This is a genomic window from Methylorubrum rhodesianum (assembly GCF_014199985.1).
In the GTDB taxonomy this organism is placed as follows: Bacteria; Pseudomonadota; Alphaproteobacteria; order Rhizobiales; family Beijerinckiaceae; genus Methylobacterium; species Methylobacterium rhodesianum.
In genome coordinates this window covers 101,197-116,226 of sequence record NZ_JACHOS010000017.1, presented here as the reverse complement: position 1 = coordinate 116,226, position 15,030 = coordinate 101,197, and the positions used below count along the sequence as shown (strand labels likewise).

Sequence of the window (15,030 nt, the reverse complement as noted above, 5' to 3'; positions counted from 1 at the left end):
AAAAAGCTGAAACCGTCAAATGTTGGAGAAAGTGGCACGCCGGGAGCGCCGAGCAACAGCCGAAGCGCCCCGGGCCATAGACCGACAGCATTCGACGACCCTTTAGCAATTCGATCGGCCATGGCGACGTGCGAAGAACATTCGCGCGGGACGCAATGACCTCGTACATCTTCGAGCACTGACGATGTATATCGTTGTCGACGAGCGGCAGAGCGTCACCGACCACTACGTTGCCGGCTTCGGCGCCGAGGGCGTCAAGGCGCAGGGCCTCGCCACCGGATCCATGAAGAGGTGGCTCGACGCCACCCCGCGGATCGATGTCGAGGCGATCGACGGCTTCCTGATCGGCGACTGCGCCGACCGCGCCTCCTGCACCGTGGCGATCCGCTCGCTCAGCCGGGCGCCGATCATCGCCCTCAACGAGACCCGCTCCCTGGAGCAGACGCTGGCCCTCTTCACCGCCGGCATCGACGACGTGGTGCGCAAGCCCGTCCATGTCCGCGAGATCATCGCCCGCGCCACCGCGATCCGGCGCCGCACGGGCCGCGGCGTCGAGCCGGCCCCGGCCCCCGACCGGGCCGGCCGCCTCAAGGTCTACACCGACGGGCGCGATCCGGAGATCGACGGCAGCTGCCTGATCCTGCCCCGGCGCGAGCGGCACATCCTCGAATATCTCGCCAAGAACCGCGGCCGGCAGGTCACGAAGGGCCAGATCTTCACGGCCGTCTACGGCGACCTCGACACCAGCGTCGAGGAGAGCGTGGTGGAGGGCCATATCAGCAAGCTGCGAAAGAAGCTGCGGATGCGGTTGGGCTACGATCCGATCGAGGCCAAGCGGCTGGCCGGATACACCTTCGTCGGCTGACGCCTTCGCAATCGCTACGAAACGAAACAGGCCGCGCTCGGTGTGAGCGCGGCCTTTTCTCGTACAGGCGGTGTCCCGGCCGCGCTGGCGGCCGGGACGTCGTTGCTTAGCGGAAGAGCGAGAGGACGTTCTGGCTCGCGGAGTTGGCGATCGACAGGGTCTGCACGGCAAGCTGCTGCTGCGTCTGCAGAGCCTTCAGCTTGGTCGACTCCTCCTCGATATCCGCGTCGACCAGGATGCCGATGGCGCGATCGTTGGACTTCATCAGGGTGTCGATGAAGGACTTCTGACCGTCGATCTGGGTCTTGTTCGCGCCGAGCTTGGTGCCGGCGGTCGTCACGGCGGCGATGGCCTTGTCGACCGTGTTGATCAACGTCTGGAGCGTCGCGTCCGTGGTCGAGGCGTTGATCGACAGCTGCGCGACCGAGCTGGCGCCGCCCTTGTCGAGGATGCCGCCGCCGCTGCCGGCCGCCGCGGCCGTACCTTTGCCGGAGTAGACGGTCGCCGGGACGATCCCGAAGCCGATATCGACGGCGCCGGTCGCGTTGGCGATGTTGACGGAGATCGTGTCGGGCGCCGTGTTGCCGAGCGTCTCGAACTGAATGCGACCCGCGGCGTCGAGGGAGGCGTTGACCTTGCCCTTCAGGTTCGCGTTGGCGGAGATCGAGTTGTTGATAGCGGTGAGGAGTTCGTCCTTCGTGACCTTGGTGAGGTCGGCCACGTGCGAGGTCAGGCTCGTGGCGGTCAGCGCGATCGTCTCGGCCGTGCCGCCGTTGTAGCTGACGCTGAGCGTGCTCTGGTTGGTGCCGCTGAAGTCCAGCGTCGTGGTGATCGCCTTGCTGGCCGTAACCTTGGCCGAGGTGGCGGCCGAGCCGGTCAGTGCCTTGTCGTAGAGCTGGATGCTCGTGACGTCGATGTTGACGGTCGAGAAATTGATGTTGCCGGTGATGTCGCGCGAGAAGCCGGCCACGACCTTTTGCGTACCGCCGTTGTAGCCGGCGCTGCCGGAATCCACGGAGAGCCAGTTCTGGCCACTCTGGATCGAGGAGTCGGCCGTCGCCTTCATGTTCGCCTGCAGCGAAGCGATTTCGGTCTGAACCTTGTTGCGGTCGACGCCGGGCTGAAGTGCGGTCTGCAACTTCGTGCGGATGTTCTGGAGATTGCTGAGGACGCTGGTCAGACCATTGTAGGCCGTATCCACGGCGGCCGAGCCGAGGCCGAGCGAGTCTTTGACCGCGCCGAGCGCGAGGTTGTCGGTGCGCACCGTCGTGGCGATCGACCAGTAGGCGGCGTTGTCGGACGCATTCGACACGCGCTGACCGGTCGAGACGCGATTGCTCGTCGTGTCGAGCTGGCTGTTGATGCCCTTGAGGGTCGTCAGCGCCGTCATCGCGGCGGTGTTGGTGAGCAGGCTGGTCACGGGTCTGTCTTCCGAGAATGATGTGGACGGGAGGGTTCTGAGGACCGGGCTCGCACCGGTGCGGCCGCACGGCCCCACGAGGGGCCGCGATGAGCCCATCTGGGCTCGTGGCGCCGCGCATCACACCTCCGGACTCGCACCGGATCAGCGGACCGACATCATGTCTATGAACCCGTCTGAGGGCTCACCCGCTGGCCTGTTCTCGAAGGCCTCCGCGTTGTGACGGGAGGCGCCTGTCGATGGGGCGAGAATGGCAGGGACCTGTTACGAACCGATTAAGCCGGTCGGGGCGGCACCGTCCCAACGAGCGCCCTCTACGGGCTGGGGTCGGGTCTGTGGACAAGCGGCGGAAAGGCGCGCCCTCGCGACGCAACCGATACGGTTCTACGCGGCCGGCTCGCCCTCGAAAGTGACGCCGATGAAGTCGCCTCGGCGCCAGCACAGCCGGGCGGTCACGGTGCGCAGATCGTGCGCGGCGATCACCAGGGGAAACGTCTCCGGCAGGACGTGCTCGGGCGCGATGCGGATCTTGGCGCCCTCGGGCGAGAGATCGCGCACGGTGCACGCGATCAGCCGCTCGGGACCGAGGACGATGCGGCCCTGCTGGACCACGCGGTGACGCTTGCTCGCACGGGCGATCGGAATGGCCGAGTTCGGCAAAACAGCATCTTGCGCATCAGCCATGCTTGCCCCCGGCTGCCCTCTCCTGCCCCGGATTAACGACGGTTCGGAACGCTGTCGATCAAACCCGTGAGCCGGCGCGCCCCCCTCGCGCCGCGTCGTTAACCGGGCGTCAAGCATAACCGTTCACGGATCAGGAACCCGACGACCTCGCCCCTGAGGCATCGCCGCGAAGACCATTCCTCCGCAGCGCCCCGGGACCGATCCATCGAGATCCGCATGACGCTCGATCCCGCACGGCGATCCTCCCCCCGCAGCGCGGCACGCCCCCCGAGGCTTCCATCGCGGCCGCTGGCGGGAAGTGTCGTTGCCCGCCGTGCCAGGGAGGCAGCGGGCGAGCGCACCGTGCTCGCCGGCCTCGTCCTGCTCGCCCTGACCGCGAGCGGATTTGCCGGTTACGCCATCTCGACCGGCACCCACGGCTACGATGTACAGGCCGTTCTGCCGGCTGCCACCGCACCCTTCGCCTGGAAGAAGACGCTGGCGCAGGGCCGACTGGCCGATCCGGACTTCGATCCCGTCACCACCGGCTCGCTACCCGACCGTCCCGTGGCCGCCGCCGGCCGTCAGGGCTTGGCGGAGCCGCCAATGCCTCCCCTTATCGGCTCGTCAGCCGGCACTTACGCCCTGCGCGGGGTGGCCGACGGCGTCGCCACCCTGGAGGGCCGCGAGGGGCGACTCACGGTCTCGCTCGGCAGCGTCCTGCCCGGCGCCGGCCGCGTGCTGTCGATCCGCCGGACCGGTGCAGGCTGGATCGTGATCACGACCGAGACGATCATCGGGCCCGGCTCGTGACGCGCCTTCGCATCCCGGCCGGGCGGCGCGGCGCCGACGGGCAAGCCTGGAGCAAGCGTGCCGGCCTAGAGGCGGCATCGGAGGCTGCTCTCGCCCTCGCGCCGATCGGCGCCCTCCCCCCGCGCTCCTACCCAGGCGCCCGCCCGTGACCGACACTCTCACCAGCTACCGCCTGATCGCCAAGGACCTCACCGCCTCCCTCAAGCGGAAGGCGGCGGAGCCCAGCGTGGCCCGGGAGACCGCCTATTACGAGGCCAATATCGGCCGGGTGAAGACGGTCGACGACTTTCTCGGAGATCAGCGCCTCTACGCCTACGCCATGAAGGCCTACGGTCTGGAGGAGATGACCTACGCCAAGGCGTTCATGCGCAAGGTGCTGGAGGAAGGCGCCGCCAGTTCGGCGAGCTTCGCCAACCGGCTGGCGGACGACCGCTACACCGCCTTCGCCAAGGCGTTCAGCTTCGGCCAGGGCGTCACGGCCAGGGGGACCGATCCCGCGAGCTTCGGCACGCCGGGTGGTGCCGCCTTCCTCAGCGCGCCGAAGCGGCTGGCCGACGCCTACGACTTCAGCGGCAGGGCCGAAACGAGCTTTCTCGTGGAATCCCGGATCGACGCCGCGACCACACAATCGGTGACGATCCGGCTCGATGCCAAGACGCTGGCCGGGCAAGTGGCAGACCTCTCGAAGGTGACGCCCTCCGAGATCGCCGCAGCGGTGGCAGCGCAGATCGATGCCTCTGCCCTCAAGGGCAAGGTCCAGGCGGGGCTGGCCGCCGATGGCAGCCTTTTCTTCCAGACCATCGCCCTGACCGATCTCGGCGCCGACGGGCTCGCCGGCGGCACGGGCCTCGATGCCGACACGCTGGTGAACGCGGGCGGGTCGAACCGCACTCTGACGATCCGCAACGCGCCGCTCTCCGCCGCGGACAAGGTTGCCGCGGATGTCGGCTTCGGCACCGATCTCGGACCGGACGCGCTGGCGCAGACCGTGACGCAGGCCTATCTGCGCCAATCGCTGGAGAGCGATGCGGGCGACGCCGACACGGGCGTACGCCTCGCCCTCTACTTCGCCCGCAAGGCGCCGACACTGACCGGCGCCTACGAGATCCTCGGCGATGCCGCGCTGAGCCAAGTGGCCAACACCGTGATCGGCCTGCCGGCGACGAGCGGTGCCGCGACCAGCGAGGCGCTGGCCCGGCGCGCCGACCTGATCGCCAAGAAGATCGACATCGAGAGCCTGAAGGACCCAGCCAAGCTCGACGCCTTCGTGCGGCGCTTCGCGGCGATCTGGGACGCACAGAACAACACCGCCAGCGCGCCTGTACTGGCCCTTTTCACCGGCTCGGGCGGCATCGACGCGGAGATGCTGATGAAGCGGCAAGCGGCTCGGAACGGAGGCTGAGGCCATGCAGAGCAGCCTCTACGTCGCCCTGTCGAGCCAGATCGCCCTCGAGAAGCGGCTGACCACGACCGCCAACAACGTCGCCAACATGGCGACCGTCGGCTTCCGGGCGGAGGAAGTGACCTTCTCGGAACTGCTCGCCCGCTCGAACCGCGGCGAGGTCGCCTTCGTCGGCCCCGGCAAGAACTCCCTCTCGCGGGCCGCCGGTCCGACGACGAAGACCGATTCCGCCCTCGACGTCGCCGTCCAGGGCGATGCGTGGCTCGGGGTCAAGGGACCGAAGGGCGAGACGCTCTACACCCGCGACGGCCGCCTGACGATGGATGCCAACGGGCAGTTGCGCACGGTAGGCGGCCTGCCGGTCGTCGATCCTGGCGGCGGTGCCCTGCTGCTCGATCCGCAGGCCGGCCCGCCGAAGATCGGCCGCGACGGCAGCATCCACCAGGGCGTCAACCAAGTCGGCGCGCTCGGCCTGTTCGCCCTCGATCCGAAGGCGACGCTGACGCGCTCGGGCGAGAACGCGGTCGGCGCGAGCATCCCCGGCCGGCCGGTGCAGGACTTCACCAGGGTCGGCCTGGTTCAGGGCTACGTCGAGGGCGCCAACGTCAACCCGATCCTGGAGATGACCCGGCTCATCGCGATTCAGCGCGCCTTCGAGAGCGCGGCGACGATGACCTCCGAGGCCGACAACACCCTCACCGGCGCCGTCAAGACGCTGGGTCCGCAGGGCTAGCCGGGCGATGACCGTGAACGCCATCGAGCGCCTGGAGAGGGCGATGGAGGCCGGGCGCCGCGACCTGCCGCTGGTGCGGATCGGCGGCCCGGTGCGCGAGGTCACCGCCAGCGCCGCGCGGGTCGCGGGCGTGTCCGCCTTCGTGCGGCTCGGCGACCGCATGGGCTTTTCCGCGGACGGCCGGATGCAGATCGGAGAAGTCGTGCGCGTCGACGCGACCGGCGCCACCGTGAAGCCGTTCGAGAGCCGGATCGAGGCCGGTATCGGTAGCCTCGCCCATTGCATCGGCCCGGCGCAGCTGCGTCCGGACCCGCGCTGGAAAGGCCGTGTGATCGACGCGCTCGGTCGCCCCGTCGACGGGCTCGGCCCCCTGGCCGAAGGCTCCGACAGCGTCCCGCTCGACGCCGACCCGCCCGCGGCGATGACCCGCGCGCGGGTGAAGACGCCGCTACCCACGGGTGTGCGGGCGGTCGACCTGTTCACGCCGCTCTGCGCCGGCCAGCGCATCGGCATCTTCGCCGGCTCCGGCGTCGGAAAATCGACCCTGCTGGCGATGCTGGCAGGCGCGCAGGGCTTCGACAGCGTGGTGGTGGCGCTGGTGGGCGAGCGCGGGCGCGAGGTGCGCGAGTTCCTCGAAGGCCCCATCGCCGCCGCGCGCGAGCGCGCTGTGATCGTCGTCTCGACCGGCGACGAGAGCCCGATGATGCGCCGTCAGGCACCGAAAGTGGCGCTCGCGGTGGCCGAATCCTTCCGCGACCGGGGCGAATCCGTCCTGCTCATCGTCGATTCCGTCACCCGCTACGCCCATGCCGCCCGCGACGTGGCGCTGGCGGCCGGCGAACCGGCGGTGGCCCGCGGCTACCCGCCGAGCGTCTTTTCGGACCTGCCGCGGCTCTTGGAGCGCGCCGGCCCGGGCGCCGAGGGGACGGGCACGATCACCGGCATCTTCTCGGTGCTGGTCGATGGCGACGACCACAACGACCCGGTCGCCGACTCGATCCGCGGCACCCTCGACGGCCACGTGGTGCTCGACCGCGCCATCGCCGACCAGGGCCGGTATCCGGCGATCGACCTGCTCGGCTCCATCTCGCGGCTCTCGGGCGAGGTCTGGACCGGCGATCAGCGCGAACTGGTGCGCAAGCTCAGGAGCATGATGGCCCGCTTCGAGGAGACGCGGGACCTGCGCCTGATGGGCGGTTATCGCGCCGGCAGCGATCCCGACCTCGATCAGGCCGTGACCCTGGTGCCGCGAATTTACGAGGCCTTGCGCCAGGAGCCGGATCAGCCCCCGAGCCGCGACGCCTTCCTCGAACTCGCCCAATCCCTGCGGGGCTGAGCCTGCCCCGCCGAACCTTCAGCCCCGCGCAAGCGACACCCTGTCCACTGCGCCAGATTGTGAAAGTCAACGAGGTGTCCGCATGAGTCTCATCGGCGTGCTCCGCACCGGCGTCTCCGGCATGAACGCTCAGTCGAACCGCATCTCGACGGTGGCTGAGAACATCCAGAACGCCAGCACCACCGGCTACAAGCGCACCTCGGCCGAGTTCTCCTCGCTGCTGCTGGAGTCGGGCGATACCGGCAACTACAACTCCGGCGCGGTCGAGACCACGCTACGCCGGTCTGTGAGCGAGGGCGGCCCGATCGCCTCGACCAATTCCGACAAGGATCTCGCGATCCAGGGCAACGGCTTCTTCGTGGTGAGCGATGCCGGCGGCGCCCCCTACATGACGCGGGCCGGCAACTTCGTGGTCGACGGCAAGACCGGCAACCTCGTCAATGCCGGCGGCTTCACCCTGATGGGCTACAGCCTCGCCAACGGCACGCCGACCCCCATCCTCAACGGCGTGGCCGACCTCAAGCCGGTCAATGTCAGCATCATGGGACAGGAGGCGCGCCCCTCCACCACCGCCACGATCAGCGGCAATCTCTCCTTCGAGACGCCGGTCTACGATCCGACCGCCCCCGGCGCCATCGGCTACTCGAAGAAGAACTCGCTCAAGGTCTACGACAATGTCGGCCAGCCGGTGACCCTCGACGTGCAGATGACCAAGACCGCCGCCAACACGTGGTCGGTGAACTTCTTCAACCCGGCGGCGCCGGCCACTTCGATCGGCTCGACCACCGTGACCTTCGACGGCAACGGCAAGATCAGCGGCGGAGGGTCGGACCTCGTGACCGTGCCGAACGGCCGCAGCGTCACGGTCAACCTGAGCAGCCTCACGCAGCTTTCCGGCGACCACAACCTGTCCGGCACGGCCGACGGCTCGTCGCCGACCGCGGTGAGCGGAACCGCCTTCGGCGAGGACGGCACCGTCTACGCGGTCTATTCCGACGGCACCCGGAAGGCTGCCTTCAAGGTGCCGCTCGCGGACGTGGCGAGCCCCAACAACCTGACACCCCGGGCGGGCAACGTCTTCACGACGAGCGCCGAGTCCGGCGACATCCAGATCGGCTTCGCCGGCCAGGGCGGACGGGGCACCCTGAAGGCCGGGGCGCTCGAACAATCCAACGTCGACGTCAGCACAGAGCTGACGACGATGATCGAGTCGCAGACGGTCTACACCGCCAATTCCAAGGTGTTCATGACCGGCAACGAGCTGCTCGAAACCTTGATGAACCTGAAGCGCTGACGAGGAACGTCGCCGCATCCGGGGGCGCCGGCCTGATCCCGGCGCCCCCACCTCCTCCCGCGTCCCAGGAATCGACCGATGGGTCTCACCCTCGCGCTCAACACCGCGCGCGCCTCGCTGCTCGCGACCTCAAGCCAGATCGCCGTGTCCGCGCGCAACGTCGCGGGCGCGAACGATCCCGGCTACGCGCGCAAGATCGCGACGCTGGTCGCCGGAAGCACGGGCGGCGCCACGGTGACGATCACCCGCGCGGGCGATCCGGCGCTCTATGCCCGCACGCTCGCGGCCTCGGCCGACGCCGCCCGTAGCGACGCGCTGCTGACCGGTCTGACAAAGCTCGCACAGACCGTCGGCGACACGGACGACGCCACCGCGCCGGCCGCGCGGCTCTCGGCCTTCCACGCTGCCCTCCAGTCCGTCGCCAACCAGCCCGACAACACGCAGCTCGCTCGCGACGCGGTCGAGGCGGCCAAGGCGCTCGCCGGAAGCCTGAACCAAGCCGCGGACACGGTCCACGCGGTGCGGGCGGAAGCCGATGCCGGCATCGCGGACTCGGTGGCGCGCATCAACGACCTCCTCGGGCGGTTCGACGCGGCGAACCGCGCCGTCGTCAAGCTGACGGCTTTGGGCGGTGATGCCACAGACGCGCTCGACGACCGCGACCGGATCCTGACCGCACTCTCGCAGGAAATCGGCGTCACCGCCGTGAACCGCGCGGGCGGCGACGTGGCGCTCTACACCGATGGCGGCGTCACGCTGTTCGAGCGCGGTCCCCGCACGGTCGCCTTCTCCCCCACCTCCACCTTCGCCGCCGGCACGGTCGGCGGCACCGTGACGATCGACGGCGTGCCGGTGACCGGGGCCGCCTCCCCGATGCCGCTCAGCTCCGGGCGGATCGCTGGGCTCGCGAGTCTGCGCGACGGGGCCGCACGGACCTACGAGGCGCAGCTCGATGCCCTGGCCGGCGGCCTGATCGGCGCCTTCGCCGAGAGCGATACCGTGGCGCCCGACGACGGTCGGCTGGCGGGTCTGTTCACGGCGGGCGGCGGCGCAGCCCTGCCGGCCGCCACATCCGCCGGACGCACCGGCCTCGCGGCCTCGATCGCGATCAACGCCGCCGTGGATCCGGCGCGGGGCGGCTCCGTCGCCCTGCTGCGCAGCGGCGGCATGAACGGCAGCGACTACGCCGACCCGCAGGCGGGCGGCGACGCGGCCTATGCCGGCCGCCTGCAAGATCTCCTCAAGGCGCTCTCGGCACCGCAGCCCGTCAATCCGGCGCTCGGCCTCGGCACGGCCTCGAGCCTGCCCGATCTCGCAGCCGCCTCCGCGGGGTGGCTCGAGGCGCAGCGCAAGGACGCTTCGACCGACGCCTCCTACCAGAAGACACTGCTGAGCCGCGCCAACGAGGCGCTCTCCAACACGGCGGGCGTGAACGGCGACGACGAGACCGCCCTCGCCCTGCAGCTGGAGCGCTCCTACAGCGCCTCGGCCAAGCTCATCACGGTGGTCAACGACCTCCTCAAGACCCTCCTCGACGTGGTGCGGTGATACGGCAATGATGACGACAGGCTTCATCTCGAGCCTCAATCTCTGGAACGCGCCGCGCACCGGCCTCCCGCGTCTCCAAACCGAGCTCGCCTCCGCGACCAAGGAGATCGGCACCGGCCGCTTCGCCGATATCGGTGCGACGCTCGGCGGCGGCGTGGCCGGAGCCTTCGGCCTGCGCGGGCAGAGCGCGGTTCTCGCCTCTCTGACCCAGAGCAACACCGCGGCCTCGCTTCGGCTTCAGGCCACGCAGGGCGCGCTCCAAGAGATCCAGTCCGCCGCCGAGGCGACGCTCAACGAACTCATCGCGCTGCCCGCCGAGCAGCGTGGGAGCGTGGCCACGGAATCCGCGCGCGGTCGCCTGGCCGCGCTCGCCGGCGCCCTCAACACCAATGCGGGCGGCCAGTTCGTGTTCGGCGGTACGAACAGCGCGACCCCGCCGCTGACGCCCTACGAGGGCAGCCCGACCTCGGCGGCGAAGACGGCGGTGGACGATGCCTTCACGCGCTTCTTCGGCTTCGCCCCCGGCAGTCCTGCGTCGTCCGGCATCACGCCGAGCGAGATCAAGGGCTTCATCGACGGAATGCTCACCGGACGATTCACGGAGGTGAACTGGAACCGGACGTGGTCGGCGGCCTCGAGCCGGACGATCGACAGCCGGATCTCGCTCAGCGAGACCGTCACAACCTCCGTGAGCGCCAATGCCGAGCCGTTCCGCACGCTCGGAATGGCCTACGTCATCGCCTCGAGCCTCGGCGTTTCCGGCCTCTCGCAGGAGGCGCAGGCTGTGGCGACCGGCAAGGTCATGGACCTGCTCGGTCAGGCCACCCGGAGCCTGACGACGATGCGGGCCGATCTCGGCCGCGCCCAGAGCCAGATCACGGAGGCGAATGCGCGCATGGCCAAGCAGACCGCGCTGCTGACCGGGCAGATCCGGGATCTGGAAAGCGTCGATCCGGCGGAGGCCAAATCCCGGGTCGATGCCATCACGACCCAGATGCAGATGTCCTACGGCCTGACCGCGCAGCTGCGCAGCCTCAGCCTGATCAACTTCATCTCCTGAACGCCCGCCCTTCTGCGCAACCGAGTACGGAGCTTAGGCGCCGATGTATCGCCTATCCTATGCCGAGATCATGGAAGACGCGCCCGACCTCGGCCGCGAGCGCGAGCGCGCGGCGTTCGACCGGGCGCTCGGCCTGCTGCGCGCGGCCGAGGCGCGCGGATCTGAGGCCGGTCCGGAGCGGAACGCCGCGGTCGGATCGATCCAGGATCTGTGGAACGTGCTGATCGCCGACCTTCTCGACTCCGAGAACGCCCTGCCGGAGGCCCTGCGCGCCGATCTCGTCGCCATTGGCCTGTGGAACATGCGTGAGGCCGGAGCGGTGCTGAGCACGCCCGAGCGCAGCCTCGCGGCCTTGATCGAGGTCAACACCTCGATCCGCGACGGTTTGCGGTAAGGGACGGGTCATGACGCGCGAGACCGGCCGGGCCGCCGCCCGCACCATGCATCTGAGCCTGAAGGCGGGCGAGCGCGTGTTCATCAACGGCGCGGTGGTGCGCGTCGATCGCAAGGTCGCGCTCGAACTGATGAATGACGCGACCTTTCTGCTGGAGGGTCACGTGCTCCAGGCGGAGGAGGCGACGACGCCACTGCGCCAGCTGTACTTCGCGGCGCAGACCATGCTGATCACGCCCGCGCAGGCCGAACCGGCCCGGACGCTCTACGCCCGCATCGAGGAGGGCATCCTCGCCGCCACGACGGAGCCCGTCATCCGCGAGGGGTTGGCGACAGCGCACACCCTCGTCGAGGCCGGTCGCGCCTTCGAGGCGCTCAAGCTCATCCGCGGTCTCTACCCGGCGGAGGCCAACCTGCTCGGCGCAGGCCAGCCCCTTCCCGAGGTGCCGCCGGCCGCCCTCGTTCCGCCGACCCGATCCGGCTCCCGCCGCCGGTCCCCGCCCCGGGCCCGGCCGGCCCTCCCCTCCGACAAGGCCTGAACGCTCATGGACGTCACCAGCACCGGCACGAGCGCCGGCACCAACACCGCCGCCGCGGCGAAGGCGGCGACGTCGGTCGCCGCCAAGATGAACGCCGATACCTTCCTGAAGCTGCTGATGGCCCAGCTTCAGAACCAGGATCCGACGAAGCCGATGGACTCGACGGAATATGTCGGCCAGCTCGCCACCTTCTCGCAGGTCGAGCAGGCCACCAAGACCAATCAGAAGCTCGATTCGCTGCTGACCTCCAGCTTCCTGAACCAGGCCGACGCGATCATCGGGCGGACCCTCACCTCGGCGGACGGGCTGACGACCGGCACGGTGCAGTCGGTGCGGGTCACCGGCGACGGCGTCATGGCCAAGCTCGCCGACGGTCGTGAGATGCTGCTCGCCTCCGGCATCTCGATCAGCTAGCGCATCGTTCCGGACGGTGGGTTCCGGCTTTCTGACAACGGCGATGCGCCCTTCGAAGACACCATCATGAACGAGGTCGACGCCCTCGAACTCGTCCGCTCCGCGATCTGGACGGTGCTGGTCGCCGCCGGCCCCTCCGTCGGCGCGGCGATGCTGGTCGGCATCGCGGTCGCCCTGCTGCAGGCGCTGACGCAGGTTCAGGAGGTGACCCTCACCTTCGTCCCGAAGATCGTCGCCATCCTGCTGGTGATGCTGGTGACGGGGACCTTCGTCGGCTCGCAGATCTACGCGTTCGCCGAGATGACCTACGGGCGGATCGCGACGGGGTTCTGAAACCACCTCGGCGCCGTAACGCCGATCCCTGCCGACTCTACCGTAACCGGCTCCGATCCTCGTCGCGGAGGCCTTCGCCGCCGACCCTCCCGGCGGGCGGGCTCTCTCCGATGTCGCTCGCAAGGGCGCCGGCCCGCAGCTCGGAACGGCCGTGTTCGGGAATGGGAGACAAGAGGCGGGACCGGACGGAGGAAGCTGTCGAGACTTGACCGCCCGGTCCCTCGCGAGAGCCTTGACCTTGGGAAGGACGAAAGCTTCTGCGATCGGATCCTAGCATCGGTGTTGCCATTTGGCAGCACGGTGCGCGATGGCCTGCCATGCGTCGGTTAACAGTGAACAGGCCGCTGTCACCGGTTGCATATGACAGTGAAATCGATCGGGCGCGGTGCGATATCGCGGCTCCGCGCCCGTAGCCTTTCAGGTTCCGCTCCGCATCCGGCAAGGAGCGGGATCAGGCCGCCCGGACGTTGGCCAGGAAGCGATCGACCTCGCTGGTGAGATGCTCCGACTCGCGCGACAGCTCGGAGGCCGCCGCGAGCACCTGGCTCGCCGCCGCCCCGGCCTCCTCCGAGGCCTGCGCCAGTCCCACGACGTTGCGCGTCACCTCGGTCGTCCCGGTCGAGGCCTGGGAGACGTTGCGCACGATCTCCTGGGTGGCCGCGCCCTGCTGCTCGACCGCGGCCGCGATGGTCGCGGCGACGGCGTTGATCTCGCCGATGCGCCCGGTGATCGAACCGATGGCCGAGACGGCGCGTTCGGTGACGCCCTGGATCTCGCCGATCTGGCCGGCGATCTCCTCCGTTGCGCGGGCGGTCTGGCTGGCGAGTTCCTTCACCTCCGTCGCCACGACGGCGAAGCCGCGTCCCGCCTCGCCCGCGCGCGCCGCCTCGATCGTGGCGTTGAGGGCGAGTAGGTTCGTCTGCGAGGCGATGTTGGAGATCATGCTCACCATGTCGCCGATACGGGCGGAGGTGCGGCTGAGTTCGCGCACGAGCTGTCCGGTCTGGTCCGCCTCCGCGACGGCGTTCTGCGCGAGCCCGGCGGACCCCTGGACCTGCCGTCCGATCTCCTGGACGGAGGCGCCGAGTTCCTCGGCCGCGGCCGCCACGGTGCCGACGTTGCTCGCAGCCTCTTCCGCCGCCGCGGCGACGGTGCCAGACTGGTTCGCCGTCTCCGTGGCGGTCGAGGACATCTGCTGCGCGGTGGCCTGAAGCTCGGTTGCCGAGGACGACACCCGGCCGACGATACCGCCGACCGCGCGCTCGAAGCCGTCGGCAAGTTCGATCATGGTGCGGCGGCGCTCGGCAGCGGCGGCCTCGTCGGCGATGCGGCGCATCTCGGCCTGCTCCGCCGCCTTCTGCGCGACCATCGTCTTGATCCCCTCGACGGCCCGGCCGACCGCGCCGATCTCGTCGCCCCGCGCCGCTTCCCGGATCGTCGCATCGATCTCCCCCTGGGCCATGCGCTGAAGCACGGCGACGAGGCTGGCCAGGGGTCGGGTGATGCCGAAGATCGTGATGATGCCCGCAAGTATCAGGGTGGCGAGGATGCCGATCGCCGACGCGATGCTGAGGATCATGCTCGACCGGCTCGCGGCCTGCTCGGCCCCGTCCCGTGCCTCGGCGAGCTCCGCCGTCAGCAGATCGATCCGCGATGCGATGGCGTCGCGCAGCGTGGCACGGGCCACCGATGCATCGGTGAACAGGATCTTCGTTGCCGCTTCGTTCTCGTTCTTGAGACCGAGTTGGATGACGCGATCATTGGCGGAGCGCAGGGTCTCGGAGATCCGACGAAGCTCCTCATTCGCCCTTCGCCGCTCGGGACTGCCGGACAGGGCAAGCAGCTGATCCACAATCTTCGATTGCGCCTCGACGGCCGCGTCATATCGCTTCTTATAGCCGTCCATTTCCGCTTGGCGCGTCTCAAGGATGATGTTGCGGATCACAATACTGGCTTCGTTGGCATAGACTCGCAGCGACAGGATGCCTTCGAGCCGCTTGACTTGGACATCGACGATCTGCTTCGTCTGCACGGACAGGCCGCTGATCGTCGTATAGGCGTAGAAAATCAAACCGATCGATACTGAAATAGCAAGGATGATGGGTGCGGCCGCTTTGAAGATCAGTCGCGCATTGTCTAAAATTCGCATGTGCCGCTCCAGGGCTTGCTTGAGACGAGCGAGTCAGCCCCCGTCGCACCACCCTTGCGAGAAACACC

The 15,030-nt window shown here is 69.0% G+C and carries 15 protein-coding genes; 12 read left to right on the top strand and 3 right to left on the bottom strand.

The window, feature by feature from the left end; all coding sequences use genetic code 11:
* Nucleotides 1-184: 184 nt before the first annotated feature.
* Complete coding sequence (locus tag HNR01_RS21895; RefSeq protein WP_183669808.1) at nucleotides 185-865, top strand: response regulator transcription factor; 681 nt, start codon at nucleotides 185-187, stop codon at nucleotides 863-865.
* Between the two features lie 106 nt (nucleotides 866-971).
* Here HNR01_RS21895 and HNR01_RS21890 read toward each other — a convergent pair whose 3' ends face one another.
* Together HNR01_RS21890 and HNR01_RS21885 are read right to left on the bottom strand one after the other, a co-directional pair.
* On the bottom strand, nucleotides 972-2,285 hold the full coding sequence (locus tag HNR01_RS21890) for a flagellin N-terminal helical domain-containing protein (RefSeq protein ID WP_183669806.1): 1,314 nt from the start codon (nucleotides 2,283-2,285) through the stop codon (nucleotides 972-974).
* A 384-nt stretch (nucleotides 2,286-2,669) separates the two neighbouring features.
* Complete coding sequence (locus HNR01_RS21885; protein WP_183669804.1) at nucleotides 2,670-2,969, bottom strand: PilZ domain-containing protein; 300 nt, start codon at nucleotides 2,967-2,969, stop codon at nucleotides 2,670-2,672.
* A gap of 216 nt (nucleotides 2,970-3,185) precedes the next feature.
* Between HNR01_RS21885 and HNR01_RS21880 the strand changes: the two genes are divergently transcribed.
* The 11 genes from HNR01_RS21880 to HNR01_RS21830 all read left to right on the top strand — a co-directional run bounded on the left by HNR01_RS21880 (nucleotide 3,186) and on the right by HNR01_RS21830 (nucleotide 12,813).
* Nucleotides 3,186-3,761 (top strand): hypothetical protein, encoded by a 576-nt coding sequence (locus HNR01_RS21880; protein ID WP_183669802.1) that lies wholly within the window; start codon nucleotides 3,186-3,188, stop codon nucleotides 3,759-3,761.
* 145 nt (nucleotides 3,762-3,906) lie between these two features.
* Nucleotides 3,907-5,163: a DUF1217 domain-containing protein gene (locus HNR01_RS21875; RefSeq protein ID WP_183669799.1), complete on the top strand. Its 1,257-nt coding sequence runs from the start codon at nucleotides 3,907-3,909 to the stop codon at nucleotides 5,161-5,163.
* 4 nt (nucleotides 5,164-5,167) lie between these two features.
* A complete protein-coding gene (flgF, locus tag HNR01_RS21870; protein WP_017487397.1) occupies nucleotides 5,168-5,896 on the top strand; it encodes a flagellar basal-body rod protein FlgF in 729 nt (242 codons plus the stop codon).
* Between the two features lie 7 nt (nucleotides 5,897-5,903).
* Nucleotides 5,904-7,232 carry a flagellar protein export ATPase FliI gene (gene fliI, locus HNR01_RS21865; protein ID WP_183669797.1) on the top strand — a complete coding sequence of 443 codons (1,329 nt, stop codon included), beginning with the start codon at nucleotides 5,904-5,906 and terminating at the stop codon, nucleotides 7,230-7,232.
* 82 nt (nucleotides 7,233-7,314) lie between these two features.
* Nucleotides 7,315-8,526: a flagellar hook protein FlgE gene (locus HNR01_RS21860; protein WP_183669795.1), complete on the top strand. Its 1,212-nt coding sequence runs from the start codon at nucleotides 7,315-7,317 to the stop codon at nucleotides 8,524-8,526.
* A 78-nt stretch (nucleotides 8,527-8,604) separates the two neighbouring features.
* The gene (flgK, locus tag HNR01_RS21855) at nucleotides 8,605-10,074 is read left to right on the top strand and encodes a flagellar hook-associated protein FlgK (RefSeq protein ID WP_183669793.1); all 1,470 of its coding nucleotides are present in this window, start codon (nucleotides 8,605-8,607) and stop codon (nucleotides 10,072-10,074) included.
* Between the two features lie 7 nt (nucleotides 10,075-10,081).
* Nucleotides 10,082-11,134, top strand: coding sequence for a flagellar hook-associated family protein (locus HNR01_RS21850; protein ID WP_183669791.1), 1,053 nt, complete (start codon nucleotides 10,082-10,084; stop codon nucleotides 11,132-11,134).
* Nucleotides 11,135-11,177: 43 nt separating this feature from the next.
* A complete protein-coding gene (gene flaF, locus HNR01_RS21845) occupies nucleotides 11,178-11,528 on the top strand; it encodes a flagellar biosynthesis regulator FlaF (protein ID WP_017487404.1) in 351 nt (116 codons plus the stop codon).
* Between the two features lie 10 nt (nucleotides 11,529-11,538).
* On the top strand, nucleotides 11,539-12,066 hold the full coding sequence (flbT, locus tag HNR01_RS21840) for a flagellar biosynthesis repressor FlbT (RefSeq protein WP_183669789.1): 528 nt from the start codon (nucleotides 11,539-11,541) through the stop codon (nucleotides 12,064-12,066).
* A 6-nt stretch (nucleotides 12,067-12,072) separates the two neighbouring features.
* A complete protein-coding gene (flgD, locus tag HNR01_RS21835; protein ID WP_017487406.1) occupies nucleotides 12,073-12,480 on the top strand; it encodes a flagellar hook assembly protein FlgD in 408 nt (135 codons plus the stop codon).
* A 66-nt stretch (nucleotides 12,481-12,546) separates the two neighbouring features.
* Nucleotides 12,547-12,813, top strand: a complete 267-nt coding sequence (locus HNR01_RS21830; RefSeq protein ID WP_012452597.1) for a flagellar biosynthetic protein FliQ — start codon at nucleotides 12,547-12,549, stop codon at nucleotides 12,811-12,813.
* 451 nt (nucleotides 12,814-13,264) lie between these two features.
* On the opposite strand, the gene HNR01_RS21825 is transcribed toward HNR01_RS21830, so the two are convergent.
* Nucleotides 13,265-14,962 (bottom strand): methyl-accepting chemotaxis protein, encoded by a 1,698-nt coding sequence (locus HNR01_RS21825; protein ID WP_183669787.1) that lies wholly within the window; start codon nucleotides 14,960-14,962, stop codon nucleotides 13,265-13,267.
* Nucleotides 14,963-15,030 lie beyond the last annotated feature (68 nt).

Excerpts from the sequence above, each read along its gene's own strand:
- flgF (WP_017487397.1), top strand. The coding sequence starts at position 5,168 with ATGCAGAGCAGCCTCTACGTCGCCCTGTCGAGCCAGATCGCCCTCGAG.
- flgD (WP_017487406.1), top strand. The coding sequence starts at position 12,073 with ATGGACGTCACCAGCACCGGCACGAGCGCCGGCACCAACACCGCCGCC.
- HNR01_RS21825 (WP_183669787.1), bottom strand. The coding sequence starts at position 14,962 with ATGCGAATTTTAGACAATGCGCGACTGATCTTCAAAGCGGCCGCACCC.
- HNR01_RS21860 (WP_183669795.1), top strand. The coding sequence starts at position 7,315 with ATGAGTCTCATCGGCGTGCTCCGCACCGGCGTCTCCGGCATGAACGCT.
- fliI (WP_183669797.1), top strand. The coding sequence starts at position 5,904 with ATGACCGTGAACGCCATCGAGCGCCTGGAGAGGGCGATGGAGGCCGGG.
- flbT (WP_183669789.1), top strand. The coding sequence starts at position 11,539 with ATGACGCGCGAGACCGGCCGGGCCGCCGCCCGCACCATGCATCTGAGC.
- HNR01_RS21895 (WP_183669808.1), top strand. The coding sequence starts at position 185 with ATGTATATCGTTGTCGACGAGCGGCAGAGCGTCACCGACCACTACGTT.
- flaF (WP_017487404.1), top strand. The coding sequence starts at position 11,178 with ATGTATCGCCTATCCTATGCCGAGATCATGGAAGACGCGCCCGACCTC.
- HNR01_RS21880 (WP_183669802.1), top strand. The coding sequence starts at position 3,186 with ATGACGCTCGATCCCGCACGGCGATCCTCCCCCCGCAGCGCGGCACGC.
- HNR01_RS21885 (WP_183669804.1), bottom strand. The coding sequence starts at position 2,969 with ATGGCTGATGCGCAAGATGCTGTTTTGCCGAACTCGGCCATTCCGATC.
- HNR01_RS21850 (WP_183669791.1), top strand. The coding sequence starts at position 10,082 with ATGATGACGACAGGCTTCATCTCGAGCCTCAATCTCTGGAACGCGCCG.
- flgK (WP_183669793.1), top strand. The coding sequence starts at position 8,605 with ATGGGTCTCACCCTCGCGCTCAACACCGCGCGCGCCTCGCTGCTCGCG.
- HNR01_RS21830 (WP_012452597.1), top strand. The coding sequence starts at position 12,547 with ATGAACGAGGTCGACGCCCTCGAACTCGTCCGCTCCGCGATCTGGACG.